Consider the following 22,295-nt stretch of genomic DNA (forward strand, 5'->3'; position numbering starts at 1 on the left):
ACAGGTCAGGCAAAATGAAGCGCCACTTCACCGAAACGAGGACCCATGACTAGCGATGCACCGGCCGAAAGCGTTACCACGAGCAAGTCGCAGCTGGCTTACGAGTGGCTCCGCGACCGGATCGTCTCGCACCGCTTCACCCCCGGCTACCGCTTGGTTCTCAGCCAACTCGCCACTGAGCTCGGCGTGAGCACCGTCCCGGTTCGCGAGGCCATCCGCCGCCTGGAGGCCGAAGGGCTGGTCACCTACGAGAAGAACATCGGCGCGCAGGTCGCCCTGGTCGACGAGGGCGAGTACGTGACCACCATGCAGACCCTCGCCGTCGTCGAAGGCGCCGCCACCGGGTTCTCCGCTCCCCTGCTCACCGCCGAGGACCTCGCCAAGGCGCACGCCATCAACGACCGCATGCGCGACACCCTGGAGCACTTCGACCCGCGCCGATTCACCGAGCTCAACGAGGAGTTCCACTCAGCCCTGTTCCTGCACTGCCCCAACGAACACCTGATCGACCTGGTGCACCGGGGGTGGAGCCGGCTGCGGATGCTGCGCAACTCGACGTTCAGCTTCGTCCCCGGCCGCGCGGTCGAGTCGGTCGCCGAACACGCCGAACTCATCGCGCTGATCGAGAGCGAAGCCGACCCGATCGAGGTTGAACTCGCCGCCCGCCGCCACCGAACCGCCACCATCGAGGCCCTGCTGAAGTTCCAGCACGCCCAGGGCTAGCGCTGCTCCAACGAACTCAGGAATGCTTCGATCGTGCGTCGCTGCACGTCCGCCGTGCCCGATGCCGCGTCGAGCAATGCCAGCGACTGAAGCCCGTTGAGCATGGCTAGCAGCTGTTCGGCCACGACGTCGTCCGGGGTGGACGTACTGACAAACCCCTTGTCTCGGCCCTGACGCAGAAATTCGATGATCTGGCCGCGCCACAACGCCATCGAGTCGGTGTAGATCTGCCGCAGGTCCGCGTCGGCCAGCGCGCGCTGCCAGAACGGCAAGACCACCCGAGCTTCGAGGTCGGTCAGGTCAGCTACCGGCATGACCTCCTCGCAGAAGATCCGCAGGCCGGCCATCCCCGTCCGACCGTGGAGACGTTCCCGCACGCGCTCGTTGGTCGCGTCAAAAACGTGGGTGAAAGCCGTGCGGATGATCGAGTTCTTGTCCGGGAAGTAGTGCTTGAGCGCACCGTTGGCCATCCCGATGGACTCGGCGATCGCGCGCATCGTGGCTCCCTCGATGCCTCTTTCGGCGATGAGTCGCCAGGTCGCACCCACGATGCGAGCACGACGCCCTTCGTGGTCAACAAGTTTCGGCACCGTAGCTCCTCTGTAAGAACCCGTCCCACTTTATCGATCGGCTGACCGCTACCCCTTGTGCACGCGGTATCAATGCCTCACCCTTCTGTCTACGCATGTAGAAAAAGGGAGTCAATGATGTCACCCCACTCTGCGACCGCATCTCCTCACCCGCTTGAGCGGCTCTCCGCCGAGGAAATCACGTGCGCGAGGAAGATCCTCGACAACACCGGGTTCCTGCCAGATACCGCCCGCGTGGTCTACCTGGGATTGGAAGAGCCCTCGAAAGAGGCCCTCTACGGTCAGGAACAGCCCGATCGTCTCGTGCGGGTGCTGCTGCACGACGTGGCGGCTTCCGGCGGCCGGGATGTCGTCATCTCACTGACGTCGGAGTCGATCCAGCGCGAAACCCTGCTGGATCCGGCCACCGACGGTCAACTTCCAGTGCTCGACCAGGAGTTTGAGCTGGTCGAGCAGATCCTCGCAGAAGACGAACGCTGGCTTCAGGCGCTGGCCGCGCGCGATCTGGACGTCGCCAAAGTCCGTGTCGCTCCCCTGTCCGCGGGAGTTTTCGGCTACCCCGAGGAGACCGGACGCCGAATCCTGCGCGGTCTGGCCTTCCTCCAAGAGCATCCGGCCGACCACGCCTGGGCGCATCCGATCGACGGGCTCGTCGGCTACGTCGACGTCGACAACCGCACGGTCACGCAGGTCCTCGACCTCGGCCCAGTTCCTGTCCCCAAGGAGTCCGGCAACTTCGACGATCCCGCTGAGACAGGGCCACTTCGGGCATCGCAGAAACCGATTGAGATCATCCAGCCCGAAGGCCCCAGCTTCACCCTGGACGGCGACAGGCTGGAATGGGAGAAATGGTCCGTGCGCATCGGCTTCGACGCACGCGAAGGCCTCGTGCTGCACCAGATCTCATTCCACGACGGCAACCGCGAGCGCCCGATCGTGCACCGCGCATCGATCTCCGAGATGGTCGTCCCCTACGCCGACCCGTCGCCGGTGCGATCCTGGCAGAACTACTTCGACACCGGCGAATACATGATCGGCCGCTACGCCAACGCCCTAGAGCTCGGCTGCGACTGCCTGGGCGACATCACCTACCTCGACGCCGTCATCGCCGACGAGTTCGGCCACCCGCGCGTGCTGCGCAACGCGATCTGCATGCACGAGGAGGACTTCGGGGTGCTGTTCAAGCACACCGACCTGTGGGCCGGCTCCTCGGAGACCCGCAGGCAGCGCCGCATGGTGATCTCCTTCTTCACCACCATCGGCAACTACGACTACGGCTTCTACTGGTACCTCTACCTCGACGGCACCATCGAGTGCGAGGCCAAGGCCACCGGCGTCGTGTTCACCTCGGCCTACCCCGGCCCCGGCAACGACACGACGAATCCGTACGCCTCGCAGCTCGCTCCCGGGCTCGGCGCTCCGTACCACCAGCACCTCTTCTCCGCGAGACTGGACATGATGGTCGACGGGCACCACAACTCCGTGGAGGAGATCAACGTGCAGCGGGTGCCCACCGGTCCGGACAACCCGCGCGGCAACGCCTTCACCCACACCCGGACGCCGTTGCGCACCGAGTCGCAGGCCCAGCGCCTGGCCGACAACCGCGCCGGGCGCGTCTGGCACATCACCAACCCGGGTTCCCGCAACCGCCTCGGCGACCCGGTCGCCTACGCGCTGCTCCCCGAGGGCAACCCCGAACTGCTCGCCGACGACGACTCACCGATCCAGCGCCGCGCCACCTTCGCCACCAAGCACCTGTGGGTCACCCGCTACGACCCCGCGGAGCGCTACGCCGCAGGCGATTTCGTCAACCAGCACCCAGGTGGCGCGGGCCTGCCGGCCTACGTGGCCGAGGACCGCGACATCGACGGCCAGGACGTGGTCGTCTGGCACACCTTCGGGCTCACCCACTTCCCCCGCCCGGAGGACTGGCCGATCATGCCGGTGGACTACACCGGCTTCAAGCTCAAGCCCGTCGGCTTCTTCGACCGCAACCCCGCCCTGGACGTCCCCCCGAGCGCCAGTGCGCACTGCCAGTCCCGCTCCCCCGAAAACACCGGAGCGTGCTGCCATGACTGAGAGAACCGCGGAGGCCGCGAGAAGCCGTGAGTTGCGCGGATCCATCGGGGTTGCCGGCATCGTGTTCATGGTGGTGGCCGCCGCCGCACCGTTGACCTCCATCGGAGGCGCGTTACCGGTCATGCTGTCGATCAGCAACGGCCCGGGTGTGCCGCTCGCGTACGCGATCGTGGCCCTCGTGCTGGTCGTGTTCAGCGTCGGCCACGCGGCCATGAGCCATCACGTCGTCGACGCCGGGGCGTTCTACGCCTACGTCACCAAAGGACTCCGGCCGACGATCGGTCTCGCCCGAGGGGACGCCTTGTTCACCCAACCTGCCCTGCCCAGTATCGGTGACAGGGCTTGTGATCTGGACACGAAGCGGTTAGCTCGTTCAGCCAGGTGTTCCAAGACGGAGGCTCTGCAACGAGAGCTAACCGAGGGAGCGCAGCAGCTCGCGCAGCCTTTCGATTCCGGCCAGCGCGGCCTTGCGGTCGCCGAGGCACAGCAATTGGAAGACCACCCCGTCGAGGGCCGCGAAAACGAGGTGGACGAGCGCGTCGTCCGGGACGATCCCGGCCGCATCGAGCTCCGTGGAGAGCTCCTCCCGGTAGGCGTCGTAGAGCCGCTCGACCCGCTGCTTGAACTCCGGCCGTCGACGCGCTTCGAGGATCAGCTCGTACTGGAAGGCCTGGTCATCGGGATTGGTCCCGACGAAGTCGACCAGCCCGGCGAACAGAGCGTCCATGTCTCCACTTCCGGGCTTGGCGCTCATCGCACCGACGCTGTTGGCCAGCGAGAACTCCAGTGCCGCCGCCAAGAGCGCATCGCGAGTGCCGAAGTGGTGGACGACGAGCCCGTGCGCGACGCCGGCCTGTTCGGCCACAGCGCGATAGGTCAGGTTCCGCAGTCCCCGACGGGCCACCACCTGCACCGCTGCCTCCAGGAGCGCGTGCCGCCCCTTGCCGTAACCCCGTCCGGAACGCGCCGTCCCGTCATTCGTCATCGTCCCTGCTCTCCACAACACCCGGACCACGCGATCACCGGCCGGCCCTGGATACACCCTCACACGGCCCATCACCCTGCCCGCTGATCGCCACGCGGTCATCCTCTCCGAGCACAAGTCGAACTGTCCACTTGACCAGTTTGCATCTCGGGTGCATGCTGTGTGCCATCCGCCACATCTGTCCAATTGGACAATTTGGGACTCCTCGTCGTCCCAGCAACCTCAGTGCAGAGCGGGGCTCCTCGACCGACTCTCAACAATCCGTCCGGATACGGACATACCTCTTCGGAGAGCCACCATGTCCCAGCCCGTGCGCGGCAACGAGGCCGCGCCCACCGCGAGCGATGAGCGAAACCGCGAATTGCGCCGTGGCGCGATCGGCGTCGCCGGCATCCTGTTCTTCGTCCTCTCCGCCCAGGCCCCGCTGACCGGCATCGGCGGCGCGCTACCGCTGGCCGTCGGCCTGGGAAACGGTGCCGGCGCCCCGGCCGCCTACCTGGTGGTCGGTCTGATCACCACGCTCTTCGCAGTCGGTTTCATCGCCATGAGCCGCCACATCACCGCCGGTGGCGCCTTCTACGCCTACATCGGTCGTGCCCTCGGCCCGAGGCTCGGCACCGGCTCGGCACTGCTGGCCCTGTGGGCCTACAACACCGTGCAAGCCTGCATGTACGGGCTCTACGGCGCAGCCGTGTCCGGCTTGGCCGAGGTCTACCTGCACATCGCCCCACCGTGGTGGGCGTGCGCGGTGGTCACGATGCTGCTGGTGCAGCTGCTCGGATCGCTCAACATCGACCTCGGCGCCCGGTTCCTCGCCGTGCTGGTCGGCGCGGAGATGGCGATCCTGCTCGCCTTCGCCCTGGTCACCCTGGTTGCCGGCGGCGGCCCCGAAGGACTGGCCCCCACCGCCAGCTTCTCGCCCACGGCTCTGCTGACCGGTGCGCCCGGCGTCGCCCTGACCTTCGCGATCGCGTCGATGTTCGGCTTCGAATCCACCGCGATCTACTCCGCCGAAGCCAAGGACCCGGCCCGCACCATCCCCAGGGCCACCTACCTCTCCGTTGGCATCATCGCCCTGTTCTTCGCCTTCGTTTCCTGGATGGTGGTCAGCTCCTACGGCCCCAGCCGCATCGTCGAGCAAGCCGGTCAAGCGCTCGCGAGCGAAGACAGCACAACACTGGTCTTCTCCGCGGTGACGCAAGCGCTCGGCGGCTGGGCGGGAACCGCCTCCGGTGTGCTGATGGCGACCTCGCTGTTGGCCGGACTCCTCGCCTTCCACAACGCTTCCAACCGCTACGTGCACTCGCTCGGGCGAACAGGAGCACTGCCCTCGGTCGTCTCACGGACTAACCGTCAGGGCGCGCCGTTCGTGGCCAGCGGGCTGCAGACCGCGCTCGCCCTGCTTCTGGTTCTGCCGTTCGCCGTCCTCGGACTCGACCCAGTGCTCACCCTGTTCTCCTGGGGCAGCGGTGTGGCGATCCTCGGACTGCTCGTTCTCTACTTCCTGACCTCTGTCTCGGTCGTGGTCTTCTTCCGCCGAACCCAGCTGGACACTCGCCTGTGGCACACCCTCATCGCCCCGGTGCTCGCCGCAGTCCTCACGACTGGACTCGCCACTCTCGTGCTGGCCAACTTCGACCTGCTCACCGGCGGCGCACCGGCCACCGCGATATCGCTCATCCTCACCGTCCCCACCGTGCTGCTCATCGGAGTGACGATCGGCAGAAACCGCCGTGAGGACCAACCACCTGCCGCAGCCTCCGCCGACCCTGCAGCCGAAACGGGCCCACGACTGCCGAACGCCTGACCTCATCCACGTCACCGAGGAGAACCTTGTCCCCCACGCACGACGCCGACGTCATCGTCGTAGGTGCCGGCTTCGCCGGCCTCACCACCGCGCGCGAGCTGCGGCGGCAGGGCCATCGGGTGCTGGTCCTGGAGGCCCGCGACCGCATCGGCGGCCGAACTTGGACCGACTTCCGGTTCGGCCGGGACCTGGAGATGGGCGGAACCTGGGTGCACTGGGTCCAGCCGCACGTGTGGGCTGAGATGACCCGGTACGGCTTCGACACCACGCCCTCCCCCACACCGGTCCACGGCTACTGGATCAGCGGCGGCGAGCGTCGCAGCGGCACCGCCGAGGACCTGCTCGCCATCATCGACCGCGGCATGACCGGCAGCACCACGCAGGCCCTCGAGCACTTCCCGCACCCGTACCAGCCGCTTCAGGGGGGCGACCGGCTCGCCGAGATCGACAAGCTCAGCATCCGGACCAAGCTCGAACAGCTCGACCTCACCCCCGAGGAGTTCGACGCCGTCGAGGGCATGTGGGCGACGAACTTCAACGGCCCTACCGAGAACGGCGGCTACGCCCAAGCCCTGCGCTGGGTGGCGCTCACCGGGGGAAGCTGGCAGCTCAACTTCGAGGCGTGCGCCACTTACAAGATCGTTGGCGGCACCCGTGGCCTCGCTGAGGCGATGGCTGCCGATTCCGGAGCTGAGATCCGCACCGGCGCGCGTGTGATCTCCATTGAGCAGGACGACACCGAGGCACGTCTCGCACTCGACGACGGCTCACACCTGACCGCGGGCGCTGTGGTGGTCACCCTGCCGCTCAACGTACTGGACTCGGTCACCTTCGAACCGCCCTTGGCCGAGGGCAAGCGCCGCGCCGCCCAGCAGGGGCAGACCTCTCGGGGCGTGAAGGTCTGGGCACGGCTGCGTGGCGAGTACGAACCCTTCGTCGCGCTCTCGCCCAGCTCCGGACCACTCACCCTGTGCCAAGTCGAATACGTCGACAACGGCGAGACGATCGTGGTCGCCTTCGGCTCGGACAGCCGCGAGCTCGACGGCAGCGATCCGACCGCAGTCCAGGACGCGTTGCGGCAATGGCTGCCGGACGTCGAGGTACTCGATGTCGCCAGCCACGACTGGGTCCACGACGATCTCTCCGGCGAGACCTGGCCCATGCAGCGCTCGGGCCAGCTCACCGAATCCCTCGCCGAACTGCAACGCCCTGAAGGCCGCATCTTCCTCGCCGGTTCTGACTACGCCAACGGCTGGGCCGGCTTCATCGATGGCGCCATCGAGAGTGGCATGCGCACCAGCCGTGAGGTGCACGGCTGGCTGACGGCCATCGAACCCGTCACCTCGTTTGAGGATCGATCCCCTGCACAGTCCTAATCGGACACACTATTAGGAGGACAACATGAAGCAACACCTGGTCGAGTTCGTCCACATCCGCGTCCATGACGGTCAAGAGGAGGAGTTCCTCGCCAGCCGACCAGGAGCCGTGGCCGACGTCGCCGCAGCCGTCCCAGGCTTCATCAGCGCCCCCGTCATCGCCAAAGGCGACGACGGGCTCTGGACCGACGTCTGGATCTACGACAGCCTCGAACAGGCCGAAGCAGCCAACGCCAAAGCCACCGACCTGCCCGGATTCACCAGGATGGCCGCCGTCAGCGACGTCGTCTCCGTCGACATGACCTGGATGCCAGTCGGCTGAGAACCACGAGAGCCGCAGTTCCTCTCAAGGCGTTCAGTCGTCTTCCAACGACGCGATGTGGGCTGTGCAACTCGGCGGGGGCGAACTCTCCGCAGCAAGCCCCGCCGCGGATGCCGCACCTACCGGGAAGCATGCAAGACCTGCTGCGCGGTCACGGTCGCGCAGAATTTCCGGTGGCACGCGGCCCATCAACAACTGCGGCCGAACGAACCCTGACGCACCTGCGCGGATTTCTCGCCATCCCATGCACAGCGGTCGTGGTTTCAAGCACCGTGCGGTACCGACCTGCACACACTCCTCGCCTGCCCAGTGGATCCAGACGAAAGGAATCGTATGTGTCTCTCAGGCCCCAGCACCTTCGGACTGTCCCGTCGTTCTGCCCTCGCCGGCGCACTGGGGATCATAGGAGGCACCACCCTCGCGGCCTGCTCATCCGCCGACGAGCAAAGTTTCCCAGGCTCGTCCACCGCGGCCCCGGTTCCAGGTGATGTCGACAAGGGCCGGCCTCACGTCATCTTGCTCGGCACCGCAGGCGGCCCCGCGTGGTATCCTAGGCAGAATGCAACCGGGATAGCGACCGCAGTCGTCATCGGAGACGCGGTCTACGTCGTCGATACCGGTGATCGTGCCCCCGAACAATTCTTCAAGGCCAATCCCACGGGAGAGGCCCCGGACGAACAATTCTCCACTCTCCGCGGCATCTTCATCACACACCTGCACTCCGACCACACCATCGACTACTTCAAGATGATCAATTACGGATGGTGGACTGGCCTACAACACATCACCCAACCGGTAAAAGTGATCGGCCCCGGCCGCAGGGCTTCGCTAACCACTGCGTACCCGGGCAGCCAACCGCCCCCACCAGCAAACCCTGCCAATCCGATGCCCGGCATCACCGACATGACGAACTCGCTGCTTGCCGCATACGCCACCGACATCAACGACCGCGTCCGAGACAACAGGTTCACCGACTTGCGGAGCCTGATAGACGTCGACGACATCACCATTCCCGGCTTCGACCCAGCAATCGAAACGCTCGAGATCATGCCAGCCATGGACCCGTTTCCGGTGTACGAAGATGATCGAGTCCGGGTCACCGCCACGCTCGTCAACCATTTTCCCGTCTTTCCTGCGTTCGCATACCGCTTCGACACCGATGACGGATCGGTCGTGATCTCTGGGGACACCGGCAAATCAGCAAACCTTGCCAGGATGGCCGCAGACACCGACCTGCTCTTGCATGAGGTAATCGACACGAGCTGGATCGACGAACAGTACGCCGACAACGAAGCGCTTCGGCACCACCTCATGACAGCACATATGCCTTCGACCGAACTCGGTCGCTTCGCCGACGAGCTCGGGGCCCGCCAGCTCGCGCTTCACCACCTCGTTCCCGCCGAACCCCCAGTCGAACGCTGGCTGAAATCCCGGGAGAATTTCAGCGGCACCTTTCATATCGGCACCGACCTTGCCGCGATCAATCTACGGGGGTAGGCGCGCGCCAAAGGTTGGAACCATGAACCAACACCTGGCCGAGTCCGTCCACGTTCGCCTCCATGACGGTCAAAGAGGGGTCTTCCTCGCCAGCCGGCCAGGAGCGGTGACCGACGTGTCGCACATCCGTCAATAGGAGGAACGATGGCCACCGCATTGCTCAACGGCCGCATCCACACCGTCGACCCCGTCGTCCCATGGGTGCAGGCCGCACTGATCGAAGACGGCGCCTTCACGATCGTAGGCTCCGATGACGAAGTCCGTTCTGCTGCACCGGATGACACCGAGTTCATCGACCTCCACGGCCACCTGGCAATGCCCGGGCTGCACGATGCCCATACCCATCTGCTTTTCAGCGGATTGAAGTTTCGCCACGAGGCCCGCCTTACCCCGAGCGGCACACCTGGCGAGATCGTGCGCGACCTCCAGGAGTGCCAATGCGGTGAGCTCGTCGACGAAGGCGAGCTAGCGTGGATCGTCGGCGGAGAATTCGTCCCATCCGCATTCGAGGAAGGAGAACTGGACCGATCATTCCTCGACAGAGCTGTCCCGGATCAGCCCGTGTTCCTCTACGACTACACCATCCACCACGGCCTGGCCAATACGAAGGCACTCGAAATCGCGGGACTCTCCGATGACACCCCTGACCCTCCTGGCGGCCGGTTGATGCGCCGGCCGGGCACGAACCAACTCACCGGTGAGCTCGTGGAGCAAGCACGGTGGCCCGTCATGCGGGCCATCCCCGACTACCGCTCCGAGATCTACCGGGACGCCGTGGGCTGGGCCGCTTCGACCTGTCACCGCTACGGCATCACCTCTGTTCAGGAAGCGTCCGCGTCACCGCAGGCCCTGGCAGCGTTCCGAGACCTCGACGACGCTGACGACCTGAACTTGCACGTCGCCGCGCATCTGGTCTGGCGCGAAGAAGGTTTCGGCATGGCCACCACCGCAGAACTCGAGCGGACCATCGCCGAGCATGCATCCCATGCGAGCACGCACGTGGACACCAAGCGCATCAAGATCTGGCTCGACGGTGCACCGCTACCACCGCACATGACTCACGCTGACCTCGACGAGCATGGCAACATCGATCCCCGCAACATCCTGGTGGCGCCGGACCAGCTCGCGCAGGCGTTGTGCCGGTTCGACGAGGCGGGGCTGTCGGTCAAGATTCACTGCGCTGGCAAGGGCTCCGTTCGCGCCGCCTTGGACGCGTTCGACTCCGTCCGCCGCATCAACGGCAACCGCACGACCACTCACGAGATCGCCCACTGCACCTTCATCCCGGACCAGGACTACGAACGGTTCAAACATCTCAACGTAGTGGCCGAGATGTCACCGGCGATCTGGCACATCCCCGAATACGGGCTCGACGACGGTTTCAAATTCCGCACGGTTCTCGACTCCGGCGCAACAATGACCATCGGCTCGGACTGGATCATCACTCCCAATCCAAACCTCTTCCCCGCCCTGCAAGGCATGCTGCAGCGCGGGCCGGAGTCCATCGACCTCACCACTGCCGTGCAGCTGCTCACCCTCGGTGGTGCGCAGGTCGTCGGCCGGGCGCAGCTGCGAGGATCTATCAGTCCCGGCAAGTCAGCCGATCTGATCGTGCTGGACCGCAACATCTTCGAGATCCCGACCGACCAGATCGGTACCACCCGTGTCCTCCGCACGGTCTTCGAGGGGCGCACCGTCTTCCTCGCAGAGGATGACGGGTCATAGGCGCTGTGAGATCTGTGACCGCGCGACTGGCGTGAGAGGCCGCGATCGCAGGGTCTGCGCGGCTCAAGCGCCTTCGACGAGCAGCCGCACATGATCGAGGTTCGACGAGCAACCGGCACCTAATGCTGGGACTCCCCACCGGCGAACTCCTACCTCTCGGATACGCAGTCCCTTCTCTCTCCACGCTGTCGCACGAACCAGGTTCGGGCCGTCGGATGAGCCCAGCCTCGTCCAATCCACCGCTGGTTGACGGCGAATCGCGATCTGGGTCTGCGGCGGTTTCGGTTCTTCACCGGGCTCCGACGTTGGCGCTGACCCTGGCTAGGCGGCAGAACGCTTCGGGGCCCGCTTGAAACGCGCCTGACTCGATCTCGTGGATGATCCGGGTTATTTCCGCGTTGAGCGGCGCCTCCCGGCCGATGTTCCGGGCGGCTTCGACGACGCCGCCGTTGATGACGTCGACCTCGGTCGGTCGGGACCGCTGCAGGTCTTGGAGCATCGACGCCTTGGTGGGCCCTGCCCGGACCATGAGCCGGTCGAGGGCCTCCTCAGCGGCCACGTGGTCGGTGGCGTCGCGGATGACCAGCTGATCGGCCGGGGTCGCGAACACCTCCCCCAGCGTCATGCCCAGGGCGCGGGCCGTGTCGTAGCCCTCTCGCCAGAGCTGCAGTGCCACCTCGCGCCCGACCGGGTCGGCCGCCACGTCCCGGTACAGGCATCCGCCCGCTGCGCCGAGCCCCGAGAAGGTGCTGTTGAGCAGGAGCTTGGTCCACACCTGGCTGGCGATGGTCGCGGTGGTCTTCGCTTCGGCGATGCTCGCGAGGATGCGTTGCAGCCTGGCGAGGCGTTCCGTGCTGCTGCCGTCGAGCTCCCCGACGACCGTGGGGGCGTCGGTGGTCTGCTGCAGGTGCCCCGGGCCGAGGTTGGTCGCGCCCCACTCGATCAGGCCGACGATCAACCGGTCCCTGCCGACCAGGGACCGCACGAGATCCTGGACCAGGCCATTGCCCAACGCGACGTAGGTGTCCACCAGCCCCGCCTCGACCAGCGGTGTGACGGCGGGGCGCAGCGCGAGGGACTTCACGGTCAGCAGCGCGAAGTCGAAGTGGCCGGTCAAGTCCGCGGGGTCCGCGACGGCCCGCAGCCGGCGGCGCGAGACCTGGCCATCGACCTCCTCGAACCGCAGTCCCGGGTCGCGAAGCGAGGCGACGTGCCGGTGGTCTGCGTCGAGCACCGTGACGTCGTGGCCCGCGTTGGTCATCTGCGCGGCCGCGACCCCGCCGATCGCACCGCCTCCGACGACGATGATGCGTTCTGGCATGTTCGCTCCTTCGAGGTTCAGGTGATGCGGACGTGCTCGCCGGTCACCGGGCTGATCGCACGCGGCGGACAACCGCAGGTGGTGCCGATGTGGAGTTCGTAGGGCCGGATGGATTCGCGGGTGGGGCCTCCCGCGCCGTCGATCCGACGGATGAGCTGGTCGACGGCCAGCTCCGCCATGTGTCGACGGGGAACGCAGATGGTGGTCAGCTCGGCCAGCATCGAGGCGGCCGGGAAGACCCCGTCGATGCCGGTGACGGCGACGTCCTCGGGGATCCGGATTCCGCTTCCGCGCAGGCTTCCGATCACACCGGATGCGATCGCGTCCGATCCGCAGACGATCGCGCGAGGCACATCGCCGGTTTCGATCAGGTGCTGGGCCGCGTGGTTGCCGCCTTCGGCGGTGAGGCTCGTGGTGAACCGGCGGTGCGGCGGCACCGGGGTGCCGAGCCGCTGCGCCGTGGCGACGAACGCCTCGGCCCTGCTGCCCGAGGACGACGAGTTGTGCGGACCGGTCACCACCGCGAGGTCGGTGTAGCCGTGCTCGACGACGTGCCGGACGATCTCCTCGGCCGCCATGACGTCGTTGATGCCGATGAAGTCCGCGTGCAGGTCGGGGATCCGCCGGATCAACTGCACGAACGGCATCCTGGCCCGGCGCAGCCGCCGGACGATCCCGCCGTCGTCGGGGTGCAGCACCGTGAGCACGATGCCGTCCACGCGCCGGGCGATCATCGCCTCGACGACGCTCGCCAGCGTCTCAGGGCTCTCCTGGGTGTGGGCGAGGAAGACCTCGTAGCCCTGGCCACGTGCCGCGTCGATGGTGCCTGCCGCGACATCGGCGTAGAAGGGGTTGTCGATGTGGGCCAGGACCAAGCCGAGCACCCGGGTGCGGTCCGCGTCGAGCTTGGACCGGTGGCGTTCAAGCGGGTAGCCCATCTCGCGCGCGATCTGCAGCACTCGTTGACGCATCTCGGCGGACACACCGCCACGGCCGTTGAAGACGTAGGAGACGGTGGCCGGCGTGACCCCGGCTTCCCTGGCGACGTCCGCGGCGGAGACCCGGAGCGCTCGGACACCCGTCTTGCGCCCGTGGTTGCTCGACTTCATGCCAGTAGCCTCCTCTCGGTTCTTCTCAGGGGAAAGCGCAGGCCGAGCTCTCACCGCCGTCAGCTCAGCTGGTCGCGCCGCTCCACGAGATCGACCTGCCCGAGTTCCGCCCGCAGCCGGTCGAGCCCGGCGTAGGCGCGATCGCGGTAGCGGGCCACTTCGGCACCGACATCGTCGGCGAACTCGTAGAAGCCCTGCCCTGTCTTGAGCCCGTGCCGTCCCCGCTCGACCTGGTCGGCGAGCATGCGCGGGGTGCCGATGCGGTCGCCGTAGGCGGATTCCAGCGTCGTGAACCCGTCGCGGTACACGTCGAGGCCGGCGATGTCGGCGATGGCGAACGGGCCGAAGAACGGCAGCCGGAAGCCGAAGGAGTTGCGGACCACCTCATCGACCTGCGCGGGGGTGGCCACGCCGTCCTCCACCAGGCGCGCGGCCTCCCGGAACAGCGCGTACTGGAGCCGATTCGCGACGAACCCCGGGGAGTCGCCGACCACGGTCGGCACCTTCCCGATGGCGCGCAGGAATCCCACGACGTCCCCGACAACCGACTGGCTCGTTCGGGTCCCCGGGATGACCTCGACGCTGGGCACGAAGGGCGCGGGGTTCATCCAGTGCACCCCGAGGAACCGCTCGGGCGCGGTGACGCTCGTGGCCAGCTCCCCGATCGGGATGGCCGAGGTGTTCGTCCCGATCACGACCTCCGACCCCACGGTCGACGAAATCCGCTCCAGGACCGGCCTTTTCACCTCGATTCGCTCCGGGACGACCTCGGCGACGTAGCCGGCGCCGACCAGCGCAGTTTCGAGCGATTCGGCGGCGCGCAGGTGGGCCCGGACGGCGTCGGCCATCGCCGCCGGGATCAGCCCGTCGGCGGCGAACTGGTCCGCCTCCTCGTGCAGCTGCCGCACCCGTTCCCGCGACCACTGCGCCGTCTCGTCGACGACGACGCAGTCGATGCCGCGAGCCGCGAAGGACTGGGCGATACCGCCGCCCATGTACCCGGCGCCCACCACCGCGACGCGCACGTCGTGGTCCGTCCTCTGCCCACCCATCAGAAGCCCACGGCCGAGCGGCCCTTGAGCTGCAGCATCTCGCGGGCCTCGTCGGGCGTGGCGACCTCGAGGTTGAGCGCCTCCAGGACGGTGCGGATCCGCGTGACCTGCTGGGCGTTGCTCTCGGCGAGCTTCCCGGGCCCGATCCACAGCGAGTCCTCCAGGCCGACGCGCACGTGCGAGCCCATCGCCGCGCCGATGCCGGCCAGCGGCATCTGGTTGCGCCCGGCCCCCAGCACCGACCACTGGTAATCCGCGCCGAGGAGCCGGTCGGCCGTGCGGCGCATGTGCATGAGGTCCTCAGGGTGCGCACCGATTCCGCCAAGCAGGCCGAAGACCGACTGGACGAACAGCGGGCCGTCGGTGAGGCCGCGGTTCCGGAAGTGCGCGAGGTTGTTCAGGTGCGAGATGTCGTAGCACTCGAACTCGAAGCGCGTGCCGTTCGCGCGGCCGAGCTCGAGGATGGTCTCGATGTCGGCGAAGGTGTTCTTGAAGACCAGATCGCGGCTGTTCTCCAGGTTCTCCCGCTCCCAGTCGTGCTCGAACTCCTTGAACCGGTCGAGCATCGGGTACAGCCCGAAGTTCATCGAGCCCATGTTCAGCGACGCCAGTTCGGGCTTGAACTCCACCGCGGGCCGCATACGCTCGGCAACCGCCATGTGCGGGGAACCGCCGGTGGTGAGGTTGATGACCGCGTCGGTGTTGCGCTTGAGCGAGTCCAGGATCGGAGCGAAGTGCTCGGGGTCCTGCGACGGGCGGCCGTCCTGCGGATCCCTGGCGTGCATGTGCACGACCGCAGCACCGGCCTCGGCGGCGCCGATCGCGGCTTCGGCGATCTCCTCCGCCGACACCGGCAGGTACTTCGACATCGACGGCGTGTGGATCGCGCCGGTGACGGCGCTGGTGATGATGACTTTCCTCGGCGCAGGCATGGTGACCTCTCAAGTCGGGTTGAGCTGGCGCGGTAAGGCGAACAGTGCGGTCAGGGCTGGAACCGCGAAACGGGTACAGCAGCGTTGAGCGACCTGGAACGGTCGCGCTCGCTCATCGGTCCTGTGTGCCGGAACGCCGGTCGGAGACAAGCGCTTTCAGTACCGCGGCAGGAAACCGAGGCCTTGCGGGTATGACGTTGGGCATGGTTCATTCCCGGTACGCGGTGTGCTGATCCGCCTTGGCCGCGCGGTCCTGAACGAGCGGGTCGCGCTTGGGGAATCCGAGCCCGAGCACGGCACCGATCGCCACGAGTGCGGCGACGAACCACAGCCCCGACACCGCGCTGCCGGTCGCTTCCTCCAGCAGGCCCATCACGTAGGGGCCGACGAACCCGCCGAGGATGCCGAGGGTGTTCATCAGTGCGATCCCACCGGCCAGCGTCGCACCGGACAAGCGGGTGGAGGGCACCGCGAACATGATCGGCTGCACGACGAAGAAGCACGCGGCGGTGAGGCAGAAGCCCAGCAGCGCGACGATGGCCGGAGCGACTGCGGCGATCAGCAAGCCGACCGTCATCGCCGCGAGGCCGCCCACCAGGATGCTGCGGGAGCGCGCGGCGTTGGTCGCGTAGCGCGGCAGCAGGAGAGCACCGGCCGCCGAGGCCATCCACGGCAGAGCGGTGATCAAGCCGACGGTGAGGCTGCTCATCTCACCCCACGATTCGATGATCGTGGGCAGGAAGTAGGTGAGGCTGTAGACCGCGATCTGGTGGCAGAAGTAGATCGCGATGGCCAGCACGATGAACTTGTCACGGAGCACACCGGCGAAGGAGTGCGTGCCGGATTCCGCCGCCCCGGCCTCCTGCTCGGCCTTGAGCTGCGCCTCGAGCCGATCGGCCTGCTCCTCGCTGAGCCACTTCGCGTCTCGCGGACCGTCGGGCAGCAGCTTCCACACGACCACCGCGAGGAACACCGCGGGCAGACCTTCGACGATGAACATCCACTGCCAGCCGTGCAGACCGGCGGCACCGTCGAGCCCGAGGATCGCTCCGCCCAGCGGTGCGCCGATGATGTTGGAGGCCGGAACCGCGGCGAGGAACATGCCCATCGCCGCAGCGCGCTGTCGGCGGGTGAACCAGTAGGTCAGGTAGAGCATGACCCCCGGGAAGAAGCCGGCCTCGGCGATGCCCAGCAGCACCCGCATCACGTAGAACGAGGTCTCCCCCTGCACGAAAGCCATGCCTGCCGACAGCAGCCCCCAGGTCACCATGATCCGGGTGATCCAGAAACGCGCCCCGAAGCGGTGCATCATGAGGTTGCTGGGAACCTCGCACAAGGAGTACGCGAGGAAGAACAGGCCCGCTCCCAGTCCGAAGGCCGCGGCCGAGATGCCCAGATCGGCCTCGAGGTGCGTCTTCGCGAGTCCGATGTTCGTGCGGTCGATGAACGAGATGACGTAGGCGATCATCAGCAGCGGCATCAGCTTGCGGGTGATCAACCGCGTCAGGCGCGGATCCTCGGCAGTGGACACTGCGGACGAGCTCTCAGGAGTGGAGGACATCGTTGTCCCTTTCCCTCGTTGCGTGGGCGTGTAGGTCGTGTGCCGCAGTGCCCGCTTCGAGTCCCGGCGAGCTTCGGCATCGGACGAACGTCAACCGGATCGGAGTCGGCCGCCCGGCACTTCGAGCGGCGATGTGTGACGCACGCTAAGTACGGCCTCTCGCCTTAAGCAACGTTAATCTCGCGCGCCCGGCGGCCCTCGATCCTCAGGCCGGCCGCCGCGCTGCCGGACTTCGTCCACGGCCTGGTCGTTGCTGAGGTCGACCAGCACTGACTGCCCGTTGACCACCGCACTCCACGAGGTCTCGGGGTCCCTGGTGATGGCTGGAGCGGAGCCGGACGAGCCCGCTGAGCGTCGGTTAGGACGGCAGTGCACGAGGCCGGTCAGCATCGCGCATCCACCGATCGGGTCACGCCCCTGGAGTCTCATGATTCAACGCTTGAGCTTACGTCGGGAACAACGGCCTGAGGGGAATTGCGAAACGCACGCAACGGTGTGCGCAGTAGACCCGGCATCGGTAATCCGATCTTCGAACAGCAATTCCACAGTTGTCCAGGTGAGACTGGGGCAGGTTTCGCGAGGTGGGCGGTGAGGTGCCGGAGGGTGGCCAGCGTCGTCCATCACCTTGGGAAGCTGTGGTCCTTGGGCACCGATCCCAGCTCACGCCGCCGGTGCCTAGAGGCACGTTCCGGACTTGACGCCCGATGTCGAAGTGGTCGACACACGCGACCGATCAGAGGTACGGCGCTATTCTAAGAGTGGGGGCCGATTGGCTTGCCCAATCGCCTGTTCCGGCACGTTGACGTCACCTCCGGAACACCAGGTCGGGTGCGAGCATGCACGAGCGACACCCCAGGCATCGGACGGCGGTCAGCATGACCGTCGTCAACCTTGCCGCGGTCGCAGTCGTCATCGCTGCTGCCGTTGCACTGGTGCTCTCGGGCGTGCTGGGGACTGCGGTCAGCCAACTCGTTGCGGACTTGACCGGCGTGTCGGCCGCCGTTGCCGCAGCCACGACGTTCGCATGGACCGGGTGGCGCCGGACAGGTCACGAACGACGCTGGCGATGGTTGATGGTCTTGGCACTCGCCTGCTTTGCCGCAGCGCATGCGCTGTGGACTTGGTACCGCAGCATCGATCCGATGACCTTCCCGAACGCTGCGAACGCACTTTATCTCGGACTTCCCCTGTTTTCTTTTTTCGCTCTGTTCGCCCTGACGAAGAACGACCGGGGGGCGGTTGAAGAACACGAAGTAATCCCGTCCCACGTAGTCGTCGTGCTCGACGGACTGATCATTGCGGGAAGCGTGATGGCACTGAGCTGGAAAATCGCTTTCAGCGTGTTTCAGCACGCCGATGCCGTGCGTGCGGGCAGGCTTCTCGTGGTGGCTTCCTACACCCTGGCCGACTTGGTCCTGATCACCATCGTAGTCCTGTTCGGGATCGCGTTGTACGGAACCTTGCGCTATCCCCTGGTGTGGCTGGTGGCGGGCCTTGGCGCTGTTGACGTGTCGGATTCGGTGTACCTCTACACCATCGCCAATTATTCGACACCTCCACTCGTAGCGGATGTCGGCTATATGGTGGGCCCGGTACTGCTCCTGCTGGCTGCGCCGTCCCGCAATCGGCAACGTTCGCGCCCAGTTCCGCGGACAACCTTGCTGTTCGTTCCGTACGTACCGTTCGCCGTCGTGTGCGGATGGACGCTTTTCACGACAATCTCCACCGGCGATCCCCATGTCGGCGAGGTGTACGCGCTCATCGGCGTTGTAGCGCTGGTCGTCGTGCGACAGCTCATCACACTTCATCAGCTCTACGCCGCCCGGCGGCAACTCACCTACCAGGCCAACCACGATCCTCTCACCGGGGCGTCAACGCGGAATGTTCTACTGCTCCGCCTCGACAAGGCTATGTCCGAAGATCAGCAGCCTCGGCGCTTGGGCCTTCTGTACGCCGACTTGGATCACTTCAAAGAAGTCAACGATGCCCTGGGGCACGAGGCGGGGGATACCGTGTTGCGCACGGTCGCAGCTCGCGTTCGCGCCCGCATTCGGCGGACGGACACGCTTGCACGCATGGGCGGCGATGAATTCGTGATCCTTCTCGACCCCGCCCCTGAAAACCCTCAGCATTTCAGCGAGCGAATTCAGGAAGCATTCGACGCACCTGTCCGCCTGAACGACTCCTCCTGCGCGGTCAGTGCGAGCCTGGGGTACGTGGGATTGAACAACGACGGCAATCCGGACGAAGCTCTCGCTCGCGCCGATGAGGCCATGTACCGGGCGAAGGCCGCTGGGCGCAATGGAATGAGAATCAATCCTTGAACACGGTGAGACCGCCTTCCCGCACCTAGCGATGCGACCGAGGTCGGCGCGAGTGCGGCGGCACCGACGCAATCGCCGGCGCCCCTCGAGCGCACAACGGGCGAGCGCCTGCTGCCGAGCGGAAGGAAGCTTCGGGCGACCACCTTTCAGGAGCACCGCGCTCACCCCTTTGCCGAATCCCGCGAGCCGCCTTCGTCGCCACGCATCGTCCGGATTCGCAGAGCCGACGTCAAGCCTGAGGCAGGGCTGATCGACGATTGATATATCAATCTAAGGTCCCAATTGATCTCTCTTTGCGCAGGTCAGCGCATTGCCGCCCGGTGATCAAACTGCGCGTCGGGCCGCTACCGCCCTTGACAAGGCCATCGAGCGAGGCAAGGCTGTTGCATTCAGCGAGCCATGTTCCCCATTGCGCAACAACGAAAGTTCGGCGTGAGCCGCGGCAGCACAGCCAGTGCTGACGAGGCGGATGCGTCCCGGCCGGATACGAGCTGAGGGCGCACAACGCGAGATCAGCCCTTCGAGCGGCCTTTCTCAGCGTTTCCAACGCCGGTTTCGCCTGACCGGCCCCAATGGCCTTTCAGGAACCCGTCGTTGAAAGGAGGCGGCACCGCGCCAGGTGCCGAACACCATGTCAGCGGAAGTTCCCACGGAAAATCGCACAACGCATTCCTCGTCCACAATTGTCGCTCCATCACTGGTCAAGCGCGCGGTCACCGCGGCAGCGGTCGGTAACGTCACCGAGTGGTTCGACTTCGGAGTCTTCGCCTACATGGCGGTCACCATCGGCAAGGTCTTCTACCCCGACTCCAGCCCGACCGCGCAGCTGCTGGCGACATTCGGCACCTTCGCGGCGGCCTTCCTCGTACGGCCGCTGGGCGGGGTGTTCTTCGGACTGCTGGGCGATCGGATCGGTCGAACCCGCGTGCTCTCCACGACGATGATCCTGATGGCGGTCGGCACCTTCTGCATCGGGATCATCCCCAGCTACAGCACGATCGGCATCGCCGCGCCGATGCTGTTGCTGATCGCCCGGCTGGTGCAGGGCTTCTCCACCGGTGGTGAGTACGGCGGAGCCATGACGTTCATCGCCGAATACGCGCCCGACAGACGCCGTGGTTTCCTGGGCAGTTGGCTCGAGTTCGGAACTCTGGTCGGCTACATCCTGGGCGCGGTCGTCGTCATGACCCTCAGCGCGGCGCTCTCCGAAGCAGATCTGCTGTCGTGGGGCTGGCGAATCCCGTTCCTGATCTCCGGACCGCTGGGAATCGTGGGCCTGTACCTGCGCATGAAGTTGGAGGAGACCCCCGCATTCGCGAAACTCGTCGAAGAAGCCGACCAGAAGGAGCAGCACGCCAAGAAGGCGATCCGGACGATCTTCGCGCAGCACTGGCCGGCCATGCTGCAGTGCGGTGGGCTGGTGCTGGTCTTCAACGTCACCAACTACATGCTGACCTCCTACATGCCCACCTACCTCTCCGACGTCTTGCCACCGAGCATCGGCGAGACCGAGTCCTACCTGCTGCAGATCGCCGTCATGGGCATCATGCTGATCGTCATCACGTTCATCGGGCGATTCTCGGACCGCATCGGCCGCAAGCCCGTGGTCCTCAGCGGATGCATCGCCCTGGCGGTGCTCTCGGTACCGTCCGTGCTGCTCATCCAGCAGAACACCACCGGCACCGTCTTCACCGGCCTGCTGATCATGGGTCTCATGCTCGTGGTGTTCAGCGCGACCATGCCTTCGATCCTGCCGGCCCTGTTCCCGACCGATGTCCGCCAGGGAGCGCTGTCCATCTCCTTCAACACGTCCGTGTCCCTGTTCGGCGGCACCGTCGCCTCGGTCATGACCGCGCTGATCGCCACCACCGGCGACGTCATGTGGCCCGCCTGGTACCTGATGGGGGCCGGTGTCATCGGCGCGATCTCGATGTGGTTCACCAAGGAGTCCGCCAACCAACCACTTCCCGGATCACCCGCCGCGGTCGAAGAGCCGGCTGAGAAGTCTGGGAGGTACTAGCGGATCCCGTCCCCTTCGCCGCCCGAGACGAGGTGCCTTGTTCCGCACAAGGCACCTCGTCGGTTGCTGCGCTGCAGCACACGTCGATGCCCGGGGTGCGGCGGTGCCGGGCTGGCGCTCATGCCTCGAAGAACAACTCCGGGATCGCACTGGCGATCGCGAACCGCCCGAGGTCGAGGTAGGCGTTGTGCGCTCCGCATCGGGCAGTCGCCAGGTCCCGGTGCAGCCCACCGGCGAAAATCCCGCGCATCCGCGCGGTGAGGTTCGTCTGGTACGTCTCCGCCGCCGCGATCCTCCCACGAACCCGGTCCACCAGGTCCCGATGCTCCGGCGGCACCGGAGTGCGGTTCCGGCGCGGAGATCGTCGAGACGAGCAGCGCCTCCGTGCGCCGTCCCAGCCGCTCCGGCAGTCATGCGCCGCGGTTTCCCGGAACGGCACGGCGGTCATGGGAAGACGACAGTGCTGTGGCCGTTGAGCAACACGTGGCGCTCGCAGTGCCAGCGCACCGCGCGGGACAGCGCGAGCGCCTCCGCGTCACGTCCCGCGGTTTGCAGCGCACGGGGGACGTGGGTGTGGTCGATGCGGATGACCTCGGCCCCTCGTCCAGGTCTGAGGTGACGTAGTGCGCGTGGCACCGACCAGCTTCACACCGCGGTCGTAGGCCTGGTGGTAGGGCTTGGCGCCCTTGAACCCCGGCAGGAAGGAGTGGTGGATGTTGATGGCTCGGCCGTGCAGCGCCTTGCTCGTGTCCGCGCCCGTCTCGCGCAGCGCCTGTCCGGCAAGTGCGCGCCAGAGAATCTCCGGCCTTGGCGGCCGCGACCAGGTCGAACACGGAGGCGCCCCTCGGCGGCTCCTCGTTCGCGGTAACACA

At 66.3% G+C, this 22,295-nt stretch carries 17 protein-coding genes and 1 pseudogene; 9 read left to right on the forward strand and 9 right to left on the reverse strand.

Going from position 1 to position 22,295, the window contains the following annotated elements:
* Positions 1–45 precede the first annotated feature (45 nt).
* A complete protein-coding gene (locus E1202_RS15685; RefSeq protein WP_132683894.1) occupies positions 46–723 on the forward strand; it encodes a GntR family transcriptional regulator in 678 nt (225 codons plus the stop codon).
* Here the strand turns inward: E1202_RS15685 and E1202_RS15690 are convergent.
* A complete protein-coding gene (locus E1202_RS15690; RefSeq protein ID WP_132683895.1) occupies positions 720–1,313 on the reverse strand; it encodes a TetR/AcrR family transcriptional regulator in 594 nt (197 codons plus the stop codon). The two genes, E1202_RS15685 and E1202_RS15690, sit on opposite strands and share 4 nt — an antisense overlap.
* Before the next feature lie 117 nt (positions 1,314–1,430).
* Here E1202_RS15690 and E1202_RS15695 point away from each other — a divergent pair, with 117 nt between their 5' ends.
* The gene (locus E1202_RS15695) at positions 1,431–3,392 is read left to right on the forward strand and encodes a primary-amine oxidase (protein ID WP_132683896.1); all 1,962 of its coding nucleotides are present in this window, start codon (positions 1,431–1,433) and stop codon (positions 3,390–3,392) included.
* A gap of 412 nt (positions 3,393–3,804) precedes the next feature.
* Here E1202_RS15695 and E1202_RS15705 read toward each other — a convergent pair whose 3' ends face one another.
* Positions 3,805–4,563 (reverse strand): TetR/AcrR family transcriptional regulator, encoded by a 759-nt coding sequence (locus E1202_RS15705; protein ID WP_268952332.1) that lies wholly within the window; start codon positions 4,561–4,563, stop codon positions 3,805–3,807.
* 112 nt (positions 4,564–4,675) lie between these two features.
* On the opposite strand from E1202_RS15705, the gene E1202_RS15710 reads away from it, so the two are divergent.
* The 5 genes from E1202_RS15710 (at position 4,676) to E1202_RS15730 (ending at position 11,104) form a co-directional block, all read left to right on the forward strand.
* A complete protein-coding gene (locus E1202_RS15710) occupies positions 4,676–6,184 on the forward strand; it encodes an APC family permease (RefSeq protein ID WP_132683898.1) in 1,509 nt (502 codons plus the stop codon).
* Positions 6,185–6,210: 26 nt separating this feature from the next.
* On the forward strand, positions 6,211–7,560 hold the full coding sequence (locus E1202_RS15715) for a flavin monoamine oxidase family protein (RefSeq protein WP_132683899.1): 1,350 nt from the start codon (positions 6,211–6,213) through the stop codon (positions 7,558–7,560).
* Positions 7,561–7,585: 25 nt separating this feature from the next.
* Entirely contained in the window at positions 7,586–7,882 is a 297-nt protein-coding gene (locus E1202_RS15720) for an antibiotic biosynthesis monooxygenase (RefSeq protein ID WP_132683900.1), read from the forward strand.
* Between the two features lie 309 nt (positions 7,883–8,191).
* On the forward strand, positions 8,192–9,379 hold the full coding sequence (locus tag E1202_RS15725; RefSeq protein WP_132683901.1) for an MBL fold metallo-hydrolase: 1,188 nt from the start codon (positions 8,192–8,194) through the stop codon (positions 9,377–9,379).
* Positions 9,380–9,523: 144 nt separating this feature from the next.
* Entirely contained in the window at positions 9,524–11,104 is a 1,581-nt protein-coding gene (locus E1202_RS15730) for an amidohydrolase (RefSeq protein ID WP_132683902.1), read from the forward strand.
* Positions 11,105–11,393: 289 nt separating this feature from the next.
* Here E1202_RS15730 and E1202_RS15735 read toward each other — a convergent pair whose 3' ends face one another.
* The 5 genes from E1202_RS15735 to E1202_RS15755 all read right to left on the reverse strand — a co-directional run bounded on the left by E1202_RS15735 (position 11,394) and on the right by E1202_RS15755 (position 17,049).
* On the reverse strand, positions 11,394–12,425 hold the full coding sequence (locus tag E1202_RS15735) for a ketopantoate reductase family protein (RefSeq protein WP_132683903.1): 1,032 nt from the start codon (positions 12,423–12,425) through the stop codon (positions 11,394–11,396).
* Between the two features lie 17 nt (positions 12,426–12,442).
* Positions 12,443–13,534 (reverse strand): LacI family DNA-binding transcriptional regulator, encoded by a 1,092-nt coding sequence (locus tag E1202_RS15740; protein ID WP_132683904.1) that lies wholly within the window; start codon positions 13,532–13,534, stop codon positions 12,443–12,445.
* A gap of 59 nt (positions 13,535–13,593) precedes the next feature.
* The gene (locus E1202_RS15745; RefSeq protein WP_132683905.1) at positions 13,594–14,586 is read right to left on the reverse strand and encodes a 3-hydroxyacyl-CoA dehydrogenase family protein; all 993 of its coding nucleotides are present in this window, start codon (positions 14,584–14,586) and stop codon (positions 13,594–13,596) included.
* On the reverse strand, positions 14,586–15,518 hold the full coding sequence (locus E1202_RS15750) for a BKACE family enzyme (protein WP_132683906.1): 933 nt from the start codon (positions 15,516–15,518) through the stop codon (positions 14,586–14,588). Before E1202_RS15750 ends, E1202_RS15745 begins: the two co-directional genes overlap by 1 nt.
* A 208-nt stretch (positions 15,519–15,726) precedes the next feature.
* The gene (locus E1202_RS15755) at positions 15,727–17,049 is read right to left on the reverse strand and encodes an MFS transporter (RefSeq protein WP_207918662.1); all 1,323 of its coding nucleotides are present in this window, start codon (positions 17,047–17,049) and stop codon (positions 15,727–15,729) included.
* A 905-nt stretch (positions 17,050–17,954) separates the two neighbouring features.
* On the opposite strand from E1202_RS15755, the gene E1202_RS15760 reads away from it, so the two are divergent.
* Complete coding sequence (locus E1202_RS15760) at positions 17,955–19,403, forward strand: GGDEF domain-containing protein (RefSeq protein ID WP_132683907.1); 1,449 nt, start codon at positions 17,955–17,957, stop codon at positions 19,401–19,403.
* A 631-nt stretch (positions 19,404–20,034) separates the two neighbouring features.
* Positions 20,035–21,423, forward strand: coding sequence for an MFS transporter (locus E1202_RS15765; protein WP_132683908.1), 1,389 nt, complete (start codon positions 20,035–20,037; stop codon positions 21,421–21,423).
* A 118-nt stretch (positions 21,424–21,541) separates the two neighbouring features.
* Here E1202_RS15765 and E1202_RS15770 read toward each other — a convergent pair whose 3' ends face one another.
* Together E1202_RS15770 and E1202_RS15775 are read right to left on the reverse strand one after the other, a co-directional pair.
* On the reverse strand, positions 21,542–21,760 hold the full coding sequence (locus E1202_RS15770; protein WP_132683909.1) for a hypothetical protein: 219 nt from the start codon (positions 21,758–21,760) through the stop codon (positions 21,542–21,544).
* A 107-nt stretch (positions 21,761–21,867) separates the two neighbouring features.
* A pseudogene (locus tag E1202_RS15775) lies at positions 21,868–22,165 on the reverse strand (formyltransferase family protein); the annotation flags it as partial.
* Between the last annotated feature and the right edge of the window lie 130 nt (positions 22,166–22,295).

The sequence above is a fragment of the Saccharopolyspora karakumensis genome, from assembly GCF_004349225.1.
GTDB classification, from domain to species: domain Bacteria; phylum Actinomycetota; class Actinomycetes; order Mycobacteriales; family Pseudonocardiaceae; genus Saccharopolyspora; species Saccharopolyspora endophytica.